The sequence below is a fragment of the Streptomyces sp. 1331.2 genome, from assembly GCF_900199205.1.
In the GTDB taxonomy this organism is placed as follows: Bacteria; Actinomycetota; Actinomycetes; order Streptomycetales; family Streptomycetaceae; genus Kitasatospora.
In genome coordinates this window covers 573,740-586,418 of record NZ_OBMJ01000001.1, presented here as the reverse complement: position 1 = coordinate 586,418, position 12,679 = coordinate 573,740, and the positions used below count along the sequence as shown (strand labels likewise).

The 12,679-nt window shown below is 74.8% G+C and carries 10 protein-coding genes and 1 pseudogene; 9 read left to right on the top strand and 2 right to left on the bottom strand.

Annotated elements, in window-relative coordinates:
* Nucleotides 1-308: 308 nt before the first annotated feature.
* Nucleotides 309-797 carry an Lrp/AsnC family transcriptional regulator gene (locus CRP52_RS02620; RefSeq protein WP_097234880.1) on the bottom strand — a complete coding sequence of 163 codons (489 nt, stop codon included), beginning with the start codon at nt 795-797 and terminating at the stop codon, nt 309-311.
* Nucleotides 798-959: 162 nt separating this feature from the next.
* Between CRP52_RS02620 and CRP52_RS02615 the strand changes: the two genes are divergently transcribed.
* The 4 genes from CRP52_RS02615 to CRP52_RS02600 all read left to right on the top strand — a co-directional run bounded on the left by CRP52_RS02615 (nt 960) and on the right by CRP52_RS02600 (nt 7,020).
* On the top strand, nt 960-2,639 hold the full coding sequence (locus CRP52_RS02615; RefSeq protein ID WP_097234879.1) for a histidine decarboxylase: 1,680 nt from the start codon (nt 960-962) through the stop codon (nt 2,637-2,639).
* A 188-nt stretch (nt 2,640-2,827) separates the two neighbouring features.
* Nucleotides 2,828-4,864 carry a sensor histidine kinase gene (locus CRP52_RS02610; protein ID WP_179852666.1) on the top strand — a complete coding sequence of 679 codons (2,037 nt, stop codon included), beginning with the start codon at nt 2,828-2,830 and terminating at the stop codon, nt 4,862-4,864.
* Nucleotides 4,865-5,026: 162 nt separating this feature from the next.
* Nucleotides 5,027-5,950 carry an oxygenase MpaB family protein gene (locus CRP52_RS02605; protein WP_097234877.1) on the top strand — a complete coding sequence of 308 codons (924 nt, stop codon included), beginning with the start codon at nt 5,027-5,029 and terminating at the stop codon, nt 5,948-5,950.
* A 212-nt stretch (nt 5,951-6,162) separates the two neighbouring features.
* Nucleotides 6,163-7,020, top strand: coding sequence for a tetratricopeptide repeat protein (locus CRP52_RS02600; RefSeq protein ID WP_143685628.1), 858 nt, complete (start codon nt 6,163-6,165; stop codon nt 7,018-7,020).
* A 60-nt stretch (nt 7,021-7,080) separates the two neighbouring features.
* Here CRP52_RS02600 and CRP52_RS02595 read toward each other — a convergent pair whose 3' ends face one another.
* Nucleotides 7,081-8,058, bottom strand: coding sequence for a DUF5996 family protein (locus tag CRP52_RS02595; RefSeq protein ID WP_218893058.1), 978 nt, complete (start codon nt 8,056-8,058; stop codon nt 7,081-7,083).
* Nucleotides 8,059-8,208: 150 nt separating this feature from the next.
* On the opposite strand from CRP52_RS02595, the gene CRP52_RS02590 reads away from it, so the two are divergent.
* From CRP52_RS02590 to CRP52_RS38020, 5 genes and pseudogenes are all read left to right on the top strand, one after another.
* On the top strand, nt 8,209-8,769 hold the full coding sequence (locus CRP52_RS02590; protein WP_179852665.1) for an RNA polymerase sigma factor: 561 nt from the start codon (nt 8,209-8,211) through the stop codon (nt 8,767-8,769).
* A gap of 98 nt (nt 8,770-8,867) precedes the next feature.
* A complete protein-coding gene (locus CRP52_RS02585) occupies nt 8,868-9,656 on the top strand; it encodes a zf-HC2 domain-containing protein (RefSeq protein WP_097234874.1) in 789 nt (262 codons plus the stop codon).
* A 174-nt stretch (nt 9,657-9,830) separates the two neighbouring features.
* Nucleotides 9,831-10,622, top strand: a pseudogene (locus tag CRP52_RS02575) (ABC transporter ATP-binding protein); the annotation flags it as partial.
* Between the two features lie 13 nt (nt 10,623-10,635).
* Nucleotides 10,636-12,036 carry a hypothetical protein gene (locus CRP52_RS02570; protein WP_097234873.1) on the top strand — a complete coding sequence of 467 codons (1,401 nt, stop codon included), beginning with the start codon at nt 10,636-10,638 and terminating at the stop codon, nt 12,034-12,036.
* Nucleotides 12,033-12,599, top strand: coding sequence for a hypothetical protein (locus CRP52_RS38020; protein WP_121178920.1), 567 nt, complete (start codon nt 12,033-12,035; stop codon nt 12,597-12,599). The genes CRP52_RS02570 and CRP52_RS38020 overlap by 4 nt, the downstream gene beginning before the upstream one ends.
* Nucleotides 12,600-12,679: the final 80 nt, after the last annotated feature.

Here is a 12,679-nt window from a genome sequence, read left to right as displayed (position 1 = left end):
ACAGTGTGGACACGACCTGAGGCCTCGTCACCGGCGCTTTTGCGGCGGAAAGCGCCCGGAGGGTGAGGTGGATCTCACGACGGCCGGATCGGCGGTAGTTCCGCGCGACGCTCGATCGCTTTCCGCCATTTCTTTGGTTGAATTCACGACATTTCATGTGCGGCTGCCCGACTGCGTCATGGACGGCTGCCGGATTGCGGCTCGATGTCGGAATTGCCACCCACCGTTCGGGGGGTACGGCCTCCGCCTTTCGGCGGGAGTCGAGGGATCCTCCGGGGCCGGACCTACCGGGCTCGGGCAGGTCGGGCTCAGGCGGGGCCCAGGTAACGGCGGCCCGGTATCTGCTCGAAGATCAGGTTGGTGCGGGTCTGGGCCACCGCCGGGTGGGTGGTCAGGTGGTCGACCACGAAGTCGCGCAGTGCCTCGGGGCCGGCGACGCCGACGTGCAGCAGGTAGTCGTCGGAGCCGGCCATGTGGAAGACGGCCAGCACACCGGGAAGGTCGGGGGCGGTACTGCGGAAGCTCTCGTTCTGCTCACGGGTGTGGGCGCGCAGCCGGACCGAGATCATCGCCTGCAGCGGCAGGCCGATGGCCGCCGGATCGACGTCGGCGCGGTAGCCGCGGATGACGTCGCGCTCCTGGAGGGCGCGCACCCGGGCCAGGCAGGTGGAGGGGGCGATGCCCACCGCCTCGGCCAGCGCGTTGTTCGGCAGCCGGGCGTTGTCGGCCAGGGCGCGGATGATCGCCCGGTCCGTGTCGTCCAGGGAGGGCCGCCGGCGCTGCGGATTGTTCGGCATACCCGCCAGGATTCCAGCCGATTCCGTCGATCAGCAAACCGATTCGGGCTTCGATCGAATGTTCTTCGGCCGAGCTTCCGGGAATCGCCGGAAAGTTCCATCCTGGGGCGCGAGCGGCGAACGCGCCCTCGACCTCCCGACCACGCCCGGAGCGCCCCGCCCATGAGCCCGACCGACGTCCTCGCCATGCCCGTGACCGAGCCTGCCCTCGCGACCGCCGTCGTGACCGCCGTCGACCCGGGCCCGGAGCTGGACGGCGGCGACTTCGCGCTCCCCGCGGCCGGGCTGGACGACGACCGGCGGCTGCGCGCCCTCGACACGGTCGACGAGTACCTGACCCGCAAGCGCAAGCACCTGGTCGGCTACCAGGCCACCCAGGACATGCAGGGCACCGCGCTCGACCTGGCCCGGTTCATGCCGAACAACATCAACAACCTCGGCGACCCCTTCCAGAGCGGCGGCTACAAGCCGAACACCAAGGTCATCGAGTGCGCCGTCCTCGACTACTACGCGCGGCTGTGGCACGCACAGCGCCCGCACGACCCCGCCGACCCCGAGTCGTACTGGGGCTACATGCTGTCCATGGGCTCGACCGAGGGCAACATGTACGCGCTCTGGAACGCCCGCGACTACCTCAGCGGCAAGGCGCTGATCCACCCGCCGGCCGCCCCCCGGGACGAGCTGCGCTACGTCCAGGCCACGCCCGACCGGCACAACCCGAACGCCCACCGCCCGGTGGCGTTCTACTCCGAGGACACCCACTACTCCTTCGCCAAGGCCGTCCGGGTGCTCGCCGTCGAGACCTTCCACGCCGTCGGCCTGGAGCTGTACCCGGACGAGTGCCCGCTGGTCGACCCGGCCACCGGGCGCCGCGAGTGGCCCGCCGAGGTGCCTTCCCGCCCGGGCCCGTCCGGCTTCTCCTGGGACGGCCCGGGCGAGATAGACGTCGACGCACTCGCCGTGCTGGTCGAGTTCTTCGCCGCCAAGGGCCACCCGATCTTCGTCAACCTCAACCTCGGCAGCACCTTCAAGGGCGCCCACGACGACGTCCGGACGGTCTGCGAGCGCCTGCTGCCGATCTTCGAGCGGTACGGCCTGGTGCGGCGCGAGGTGGCGTACGGGGCGGACCCGCGGACCGGACAGCCGCTGGTCGACGTGCGCCGCGGCTTCTGGATCCACGTCGACGGCGCACTCGGCGCGGGCTACGCCCCGTTCCTGCGGATGGCCGCCCAGGACCTGGCGTACGGCTGGACGCCGCAGACGCAGCTGCCCGAGTTCGACTTCGGCCTCGCCCTGCCCACCGCCGAGTTCGGCGAGGTCGACATGGTCTCCTCGATCGCGATGAGCGGCCACAAGTGGGCCGGCGCGCCGTGGCCCTGCGGCATCTACATGACGAAGGTCAAGTACCAGATCTCTCCGCCGTCCCAGCCGGACTACATCGGCGCGCCCGACACCACCTTCGCCGGCTCCCGCAATGGCTTCTCCCCGCTGATCCTCTGGGACCACCTGTCCCGCCACTCCTACCAGGACCAGGTCGACCGGATCCGCACGGCCCAGGAGCTCGCCGACTACCTGGAGCGCCGCCTGCTGGCCATGGAACAGGACCTCGGCGTCGAGCTCTGGCCGGCCCGCACCCCCGGCGCCGTCACCGTACGGTTCCGCAAGCCCAGCGCCGAACTCGTCGCGAAGTGGTCGCTGTCCTCCCAGGACGTCCTGCTCGTCCCCGGCGACGAGTCCACCCGTCGCAGCTACGTGCACGTCTTCGTGATGCCCTCCGTCGACCGCGAGAAGCTGGACGCCCTCCTCGCCGAACTCGCCCAGGACCCCGCCATCCTGGGCTGATCCGCCCGGCTCGGCCGCCGAAGTACCGGCCGGACCCGGAGTGCAGCCGTACAGTGCTCCGGTCGGCATGCACCGCCCCTGGTGCGGAGGCCCCGGCCGGCCGCCGGTCCCGGCGGACCGGGGCCGGTGGCCCGTGCGGCCGGGACGCCGGGCCGGGCAGCATGGACCGGGTCAGGGAGGTGGACGGAATGAGAGGGTCCGGGGCCGGCGGCGCCGGCGTTGCCACTGCCCTCGCAACCGCTTGGACCACACTGCTGTGCGCGGCGGTGTGGTCGCTGCTCGCGCTCACCCACCCCGGGCTGGGCGGTGTCAGCGAGAACCACTTCTTCGACGGCGTCTGGATCGCGGTCGGCCTGATCTTCACCCTCGCCGGCCTGTTCCTGGTGGCCAACCGGAACGGCCAGGCCCTGGGCGTGCTGCTGCTGGTCGCCGGTCTGCTGCAGTCGCTGCGCATCCTGGTGCTGCTGACGGCCGCACTCGCCGGAGCCGGGGCAGAGGTCGTCGACGTGATCGCGGCGCTGGCGCTGGCCGCCGAGATCACCAACGGCTTCGTGGTGGTGGGCTTCCCGCTCTGGCTCCCCGAGGCCCGTCTGCCCGGCGGGGTCTGGCGCTGCCTCACCGTCCCGGTGGCCGCCTGGAGCGCCGTGCTCGCCTTCGCCGACACCGCCCAGGTGCCCGAGTGGTACGGCCTGCCGAACCCGCTCCACCGCACCGCGCCGTACCTCTGGCTGGACGGGCGGCTCGGCCCGTACCTCTTCGACCTCTTCGCCGTGAGCCTCGTGCTCACCATGACGGTGGCCGTGGTCCGCTGGTGGCGCCTGCCCGGACCGCACCCGTACCTGCGTGCGGTGATCGCCGCCTACCTGGTCTGGGCTGCGCTGGCTGCCGTCCCGCACTACGTCGCCGGCTTCTCCGTGTGGCTGCCCTACACGGTCATCGTGACCGGCGAGGCCGCTTGGATGCTGCTGCCGATCGCCGCCTTCCGCCGCGACCGCCAACTCTTCCTGGACCGGGTCACCCGGCGCCACCTGGCCGCGTTCGCCTTCTGCGTGCTGCTGTTCGTCGGCCTCCTGCTCGCCGCCTACCTGACGCGGCGGCTGCTGCCCGGCACCGGGTCGGGCGCGCGCTGGTGGTGGCAGCTGGTGGGGGCCGTCCTCCTGGGCGCCCTGCTGCGCCCGGCCGCCCGGGGCGTGGGGCGCGCCGTGGACCGCTACTACTACGGCGAGCGGGCCCACCCGTACCAGCTGGTCCGGCAGCTGGCGGAGCGGATGAGCCACGCCGTCAACCCGGCGGACGCGCCGCCGCTGCTCTGCCGGACCGTCGTGCAGGCCCTCGGGCTGCCGGCCGCCGCGGTGCGGGTGCGGACCCGCGGCGGGCCGCGCGAGCTGGCCCGGCTCGGCACGCTCGACCCACCCGGCGAGCGCTTCCCGCTCACCTACGAGGGCGCCGAGATCGGCGAGCTGCTGGTGCGGCCCCGCCTCGGACAGCCCGAACTGGACCGGCAGGACCGCGCGGTGCTGAGCCTCCTCGCGGACCAGGCCTCACCCGCGATCGCCTCGCTCGGCCTGTACGAAGACCTCCAGGCCAGCCGCGAACAGCTGGTGCTGGCCCGCGAGGAGGAGCGCCGCCGCCTGCGCCACGACCTCCACGACGGCCTCGGCCCGGCCCTGTCCGGGCTGCGCCTGCGCATCGACGCGGCCGGCGCCGAGCTGCCCGAGGACTCCAAGGCCACGGCCTCGCTCACCGCGGCCTCCGCCGGCATCGGCCAGGCGATCACCGAACTCCGGCGGATCACCGACGGCCTGGCACCCGGGCCCCTCGACGGCAAGGGCCTGGCGGACGCGCTCCGCCGGCTCGCCGACACCCTCGCCAGCCGGTCGCTCAGGGTCACCCTCGACCTGCGGCCCGACCCGTTGCCCGTGCTCCCCGCCGCCGTCGAGGTCGCCGTCTACCGGATCAGCGGCGAGGCCCTGAACAACGTCGTCCGGCACTCCGGTGCCACCCGCGCCCGCCTCAGCCTCCACGCCCTTCCCGACCGGGTCACCGTCGAGGTCGCCGACAACGGCAGGGGCTTCCCCGGCCACGGATCCACGCGCGGAGTGGGCCTGCGCTCCATGGCCGAGCGCGCCGAAGAGCTCGGCGGCACCTTCACCGCCGACAACGCCCCCGTCGGCGCCGTCGGTGCCGTTGTCCGGGCCGACTTCCCGCGCAGTCGGGCCGACTGACCGGGCCCGGTGCGCAGGGGGGCGGGCGGCCACGCCCTCGGTGACGGAGCCGAACGGTGGTCATGGGGCCGACCGCAGTGGGGGCCACCGACATCCCCTCCGGCGCCGGGGCCGGGCGCCGCCGGTACGGTGAGGGCTCACGTCGAGGAGGGGGCGGGCGGGATGGGACAGGGGACCGGGGAGGGCGGGCGGCGAACGCCGCTCGCGGCGCTGCGGGCACGGCTGTTGGCCGAGATCAACGCGACCGTGCACGGGCAGGACCTGCACCTGGAGCGCTACGACCGCCCGGCGGGGGATCCGGGGCTGTTCGGGCCGGCCAGTGTGGTGTGGCAGGTGCACGGGCACCCGGCCGGGATGCTGGTGGGCGGCTTCGCGGCGCTGCTGCTGCAGTCCCTGCACCCGCTGGCGATGGCCGCCGTCGACGCGCACTCCGACTTCCGCACCGACCCGACCGGCCGGCTGAACCGGACCGCCCGGTTCGTCGCCACCACGACCCTCGGCTCGACGGCGGCGGCCGAACAGGCGATAGCCGGCGTGCGCAGGATCCACCCCCGGATCCGCGGCACCGCACCGGACGGTCGCCCCTACCGGGCCGACGATCCCGACCTGCTCACCTGGGTCCACACCGCCGAGGTGTCCTGCTTCCTGACCGGCTACCAGGCCTACGCCGCCCAGCCGTTGGACGCCGCCGCCCGGGACCGGTACTTCGCCGAGGCGGCGACCGTCGCCGAACGGCTGGGCGCCGCCGACGTACCCCGCTCCGCCGCCGAGGTCGCGGCCTATCTGGCCCGGATCCGGCCGGAGTTGCACGTCACCCCGGCCGCCCTGGACGTGCTCCGGCTGCTGCGCGGCTTCGGCCGCAGCCGCCGCGAGCGCGCCGCCGTCCGGGTGTTGACGAACGCCTCGATCGACCTGCTGCCGGCCTGGGCCAGGGCCGAACTCGGCGTCCGGCGGCCGGGGTTCGTCCGCGCGGCCTGGGACCGCCCGATCGCCCGGACCGGCGGCCGGATCATGGTCTGGGCCTGCGGCCCCTCGCAGATCCGCGCCGCCGCGTACGCCCGGGCCACCGCCCGGGCCGGCGCGTAGGGCCTGTCCGGCGGCGGCGCCGAGCCCGTAGCCGTGCGCGACGGCGCCGTCACCGGGATCTGTCGGACATAACGGTTTCCCTCGGGGTCTGTCCGAAAACGGACCGGGCGCCTAGGCTGCGGCGCGTGTCGCTCCTTCGAAGATTCCTCCCCTCCGGCCCGCGTGTCCGGCCGGAGCTCGACGACGTCGAACTCGGTCGGGTACGAAGACAGTTGAGCTCCCCGACGATGCCCGGCCAGGTGGCCATCCAGGTCGACCAGGTGGAGCGGCTGCTCCACACGGCCGGCCGGGACTGGGACCGCCGCGGGCACCGCTTCGCCGTGCTCGCCGAGGCGGCGGCCCACTCCGGACTGGTCCGGTCCTGGCGGATGCGCCGTCCGCACGCGGCCGACCCGCAGGTGTTCGAGGCCTGGGCCGCGCTGTGCCGCGGCCGGCAGACCGGGCGGATGGAGGACGCGGCCGACGCCGTCGACCGGTGCCGCAGCGCGGCCGACGCCGCCCCCGACGACCCCGAACCCTGGGTGGTGCTGCTCGGGATCCTCCGCCTGGAGCGTGCCGACTCGCGCCAGGCCTTCGCCGTCTGGCACGAGGTGACCTCGCGCGACCCGTGGAACCGCGAAGCCCATCTGCAGATGCTGCGCTACCTGTCGCCGGAGGAGTGCGGTTCGCGCAGCAGCCAGCTCGACTTCGTGCAGGGCGTCCGGGGCTCGGCGCCCGCCGCCTCGCCCGTCGTGGGCGTGGAACTGACCGCGCTGGTCGACGAGCACGCCCGTACGGTCGCCCGCGGCGGCATCGACGCCCTGCTGGTCCGCCGCCAGTGGGCGACCCACCGCGCCGCCACCGCGCTCGACACCGCCCTGGCCGGCTGGCCCCGCCCCGGCCACCTGCGGCACGCGGCCGCGCTGGCCGACCTGAACCTGCTCGCCTTCGCCCTCGTCCAGGCCGGCCGGGCACGCGAGGGGGCCGACGCCTACCGCCTCATCGGCGACACCGTCACGGCCTGGCCGTGGACCTTCGACGGCGACCCGCTCGACCAGTACGGCTACTGGCGGGCGAAGGCGCTGGGCTGACCTTCCCGCTCACTCCGTGCGGAGCTGCCGGAGCTGCCTTCAGGCCTGCCCGAGCTGCCTTCAGGCGCGCCCGAGCTGCCGGAGCCGGTGGAGCTCATCGGGCGTGGGGCACCAGGTCGACTCCAGGCCGTCGACGTCCCACCCGGCCAGGCGGGCGCCCGCCTCGTAGGCGCTCTGCAGGAAGGCGAGGAGCACCGTGGCCGGCTCCGCCGAGGCGCGGACGGCCTCGTACGGCAGGACCGCCAGCAGGCCCGCGCCGGATTCGGTCCAGCTGCCGGCGGCGAGCGGCTGGTCCCGGAGCCCGGCGGGCGCCGGGGCCGTGTAGGAGTAGTAGGCGGCCTCGCCCAGCCGGTCGTCGCCGGGCCAGAAGCCGAACGAGATGACCTCGTGGGTGTACGCCTCCCGGGTGACGGGGTCGACGTCCTGCGGCGGCGCGGACCGGCCGGAGAACCTGGTGACCGCGAGGTCGAAGCTGTGCCAGAACAGGTGGACCGGGCTGGTCTTCCCGTTGAACCACCCGCTGAACTCCTCGAACACCGAGTCCGACCAGTCGAGGACCCGGCCGAAGCGCTCCACGGCGTCCCGGTCCCAGGCGGCGTGGTCGCGGTCCCGGGGGAACGGCGTCGTCATCGGGACGCCGAACGGCTGCTCCCTGATCGCGACGTCGACACCCAACCCGTCCAGGGCCCGGTGCAGCCGGGCGTCGAACTCGGCGACGGACAGCCCGTCGGCGAGCTCGAAGGAGTCCCTGCGCCCGTCGGCGGTCCGTATCAGCAGGGCGTGGTCGACGAGGTCGAGGGTGATCTCGAAGGTCGTGCCCCGGTGGTGCAGCCGCCGGGTGGTGAGGCCGCGCACGTCGACGTAGAGCGGGGCGTTCCACCAGTGGTTGCGCGGCGCAGTGGTCGCCAGCCGGATCTTCCCGAGGATCTGGCAGTACAGGTGCAGCGTGTCCTTGGTCGGGCGCCAGTCGGCCAGGGGCAGGGCCGGCAGGGTCACGGCCGGTCCGACGGCGGTGGTACGCGTTCGCGGTGCATCCATGTCGGACGCCTTCCTGCGGCGGGGCGGTCCCCTCCAGTCTGGGCCCGCCCGCGGCGTACGACCCGCCGGGCCGTCGACCCCCGCCGGGAGGCTGTGACGCAGGTCACGCCGGATGCAGAACCTGCGCGCCGGATCGGGCGTCTGGCTGGTGTGAGATCACGGAGGAGAGCACTGGACGAGCTGGACGAGGAACGCCTCGTCCGGCTGGTGGCCAGGGGCGACCGCGGGGCGTTCGACGAGCTGTACCGGCGGACGTCGCCGTGGCTGGCGGTGCGGCTGCGCCGCCGCTGCGCGGACGAGCAGATCGTCGCCGAGGTCATGCAGGAGACCTATCTGGCGGTGTGGCGCGCGGCCGGCGCGTTCGCCGGGAGCGCGGTCGGCGGGACGGCCGTCGGATGGCTGTGGACGATCGCGGCGCGCCGTCTGGTCGACGCGTTCCGGCGCCGGGCCCACCACGCCGAGCCGCCGGTCGCCGCCGCCGAGCGGGCGGTGGTGCCCGCGGCGGAGGAGGAGGCGCTCGCCGGGACCGTCGGCGGTGACGTCGGCGACGCGCTGCGGCGGCTGGCGCCGGAACTGCGCGAGGTACTGCAGGCCACGGTGCTCGACGGGCTCTCCGTCCGGGAGACGGCGGTCCTGCTCAGACTGCCCGAGGGCACGGTCAAGACCCGCGCCCGCCGGGCCCGGATCGCAATGCGGGAGGCACTGGCATGAGGGAGCGGAACCAGCGAAACGAACGGAACCAGCGGCGCGAGCGGAACCCGCGGCGCGAGCCACCTGGGCGAAGCGGCGGCGACCACGCGTCGACGCGGTTGATCGCCGACTACGCCCGCGGCGACACGGCGCTGCCGGCGGACACGGTGTGGGCGCTGGAGGCCCATCTGGAGACCTGCGCGCCCTGCCGCGGCCGCCTGGCCGACTCCGTGGCCACCGGGGCGCCCGGCATCGCCGCCCTCGTGGACACCGTCCGGGCCGGCCTGGCACCGCAGCTGGACGCGGCCGGCCGCCCGCCCGCGCGCCGGTTCCGCCCCCGGTGGGTGTCGGCCTGGCTGACACCGGTGCTGACCCCGTGGCTGGCGACGACCGCCCTGGTGACCCTGATCGCGCTGCTGCTGGCCGCCCTCGCGCCGCCGCTGCTGTCCGGCACGGCCTCGCCCGTGCTGCCGCTCGCACCCGTACTGCCGCTGTGCGGGGTCGCCGCGGCCTGGTCGCGGGCCCTCGACCCGGCGTACGAACTGACGGCCTCGACCGCCCGGGCCGGCCTGCCCCTGCTGCTCCGGCGCACCACGGCGGTGCTCCTGGTGGTCGTGCCCGCGCTGCTGGCGGGCGGCCGGCTGACCGGCACCATGACGGCCGCGCAGTGGCTGCTGCCCTCGCTGGCCTTCACCTCCACCGCCCTGGCGCTGGGCAGCGTGGTCGGCGTGACCCGCGCCGCCGTCGGGCTGGCCGCCGCCTGGGGCGCCCTCGTCGCAGCACCCGCGTGGGTCTCCGGCCGCGTCCCCGCCGCCCTCCAGCCGGAGCAACTGCCGCTGTGGGGGCTGCTGCTGGCGCTCGGCGCCGGCGCGGTGGTCGTCCGCAGGAACGCGTATCCGACGCTGTGACGCCGTCCTCGCCCCGAAGACCCCGAAGACCCCGAAGACCCCTAAGACCCTGAAGACCCTGAACACCCCGAAGACCCCGAAGACCCCGAAGACCCCCAAGCCCCTGAAGACCCTGAACACCCCGAAGACTCCCAAGCCCCTCGAAAGGGACCACCGCATGACAGGCACCACCGCATGACGCCCATGACGAGCACGGCCGACACCGCGCCGAAGACCTACGCCTGGGAGATCCGGGCCGACGGCCTGAAGGTCCGCGTCGGACGGCGGAAACTGGCCGTCGACGGGCTCGACCTCGCCCTGGGCACCGGCGCCCACGGCCTGCTGGGGCCCAACGGCGCCGGGAAGACCAGCCTGATCCGGGCGCTGGCCACCGTGCTGCGCCCCGCCGGGGGCGAGCTGGAACTGCTCGGCACCCCGGTGGGCCGGCCGGGCGACCACCGCGCCCTGCGCCGCCGGATCGGCTACCTCCCGCAGGACTTCGGCTACTACAAGCGCTTCACGGTGCGCGAGTTCGTCGAGTACATGGCCTGGCTGAAGGAGGTCCCGAAGGCGGACATCCCCGGGGCCGTCCAGCGGGCCGTCGAGCGGGTGGGCCTGGCGGACCGCGCCGACCACCGGATGAAGACCCTGTCCGGCGGCATGGTGCGGCGGGCCGGCATCGCCCAGGCCATCGTCAACGACCCCGCCGTACTGCTGCTGGACGAGCCGACCGCGGGCCTGGACCCGGCGCAGCGGCTGCGCTTCCGCGAACTGCTGCAGGAGCTCGGCCGCGACACCTGCGTGGTCGTCTCCACCCACCTGGTCGAGGACGTCGCCGCCGCCTGCTCCGACGTGGTGCTCTTCGCCGAGGGCCGGCTGGTCTTCCAGGGCACGCCGCAGGACCTCGCCGCGGCGGGCAGCGCCGAGCACCCGGGCGACAGCCCGCTGGAGCGCGGCTACTCGGCACTGCTGCGCACCTCCGGCCGGCCGGGGGCACCTGGTGATCGGACGACTCCTGCGCACCGAGCTGAAGCGCTCCGCCGCCCCCTGGCCCGGCCTCGTCGTCGGGGTCGGCAGCCTGGCGGTCTTCTGCCTGATCGACGGGGTCTGGTGGCGGGGCGGCGCAGGGTGGACGGCGCAGTGGACCTCCATGGCCCTGTGGACCCGGTACCTGCTGGCCTTCTGGTGGCCGCTCGTGGTCGGCCTGGGCGCGGTGTACGGGCTTCGCGACGCCCGCTCGCGGATGGCCGAACTGCTGGTGACGACACCGCGGCCGGCCTGGCGCCGGGCAGCGCTGCCGGCCGGGGCGCTGGCGCTCGCGCTGGCCTCGGGCTTCGGCCTGGTCGTCGCGGTCGGCGGGGTCCAGGTCGCCCTCGGCGCCACCACGTTCACGCACCTCGGCTGGCTGCCGATCCCACTGGTGGCGGCGCTCGCCCTGGTCGCGGGGGCCGTGTTCGGCATGGGCGTCGCGCGGACGCTGCCGTCGGTGTTCACCCCGCCCGCCCTGGTGGTCCTCGCCCTCCTGCTGGCGGACGTCCTCGTGAACGCGAGGAGCGACGGGGCACTGCCGTCGAGCACGGCGCCGAACCGGCTCGCCCAGCTGTCACCGTCGATCGCGGAGCCGCGGCAGATGCTGCTGACGCTCGCCGGCTCCGTGCACCTGGGCCAGGCGCTCTGGCTGCTCGGCCTGCTCGCCACCGGCTTCGCGCTGCTCTCGGCGGTGACCCGCCGGGCCCGGCTGCTCGCGGTGCTCCCCGTCCTGGCCGGCGCGGCGCTGGCCCTGCCGGTGCTCCCGGGCGACCCGCGCGATACCTACGTGGTCGACCGGGCCGCCGCCGCCCAGGTCTGCGACGGACCGGTGTGCGTGACGCGGGCGAACAGCTCGCGCCTGCCCGAGCTCGCCCTGCGCGGCAGGGAGGCGCTGAGCGTGCTGCACGGCGTCCTGGGCGACGCGGCGCCGACCTCGGTGCGGGAGGACACCGCGCTGCGCGCGCTGGGCGACGCACGCGGGATCACCGGGGGCACGGTACTCGTCGACTTCGACGACCGGCTGCTCGACGGGACGACGGGCGAGCAGCTGACCCGCCTGCTGGTCGGGTACGGCCTGGTGCCGAACTGTCGCCCGTACAACGACCGGGAGAGCGGAGACCACGCCGACATCGCGGCCCAGAGCGTCGCCGCGAGCTGGGCCCTGCACGACCCCGGGCTGCGGCCGCTGGAGCAGAAGGGCACGGAGGCGTACGCGCTCCGGACCTGGGCGGAGGCCGACGCCGCCTGGCAGGGCCTGACGGCGCTGCCACCGGACGAGCAGCGCGCGCGGATCGTCGGGCTCCGTGCCGCCGCCCTGTCCTGCCCGGGCCGGAACTGGCTTCCGGTCCTGGCGGGGGAGGAGCCGCGATGAGGTGGTCGGCCCTGTACGCGCGGTCCCGGCAGGTGCCCGCCTCGGCGGCCGTGGTCCTGCTGGTGGCGGCGGCGGTGTGGCTGTTCGACCGGGGCGGCCCGGCGGACCTGGGGACGGTGGTCCTGGCGCTCACCGCGAACGTGGTGGCGGGCTCCGTCGGGCTCGGCGGGCCGGACGTCGTGCTGGAGCGGACGGCCGCGATCCGCTGGGCGCCGCGCCGGGCGGCGCACGTGCTGCTGATCGGCGCGGCCGCCGGTGCGGCACTGCTGGCCGTCCGGGCGGCGGGAGGGCAGCTCGCCCCCGTCGAGGTCGTCGTCCGGGACAGCGCCGGCCTGGTCGGGCTGGCCGCGCTGGGGGCGGTGCTGTGCGGGGCGCAGTTCGCCTGGGCCCTGCCGACCGGCTGGCTCGGGTTCACCGTGCTCGTCCCGACCCCGGACGGCCGGGTGGGGGAGGTGGCCAAGTGGATGCTCTTCCCGCCCGGTACGGCGGCGTCCACCGCGACCGCCGCGGCCCTGCTGGTGACCGGCACCCTGCTCTACGCCGTGGCCGGCCCCAGGCAGTAGCGGATGTGCTGGTGACCCCTCCCGGAGGGGCCGGAGGAACGCTGTTCGTCCGCTACGGAACGCGGTTCGATCCTCCGGTA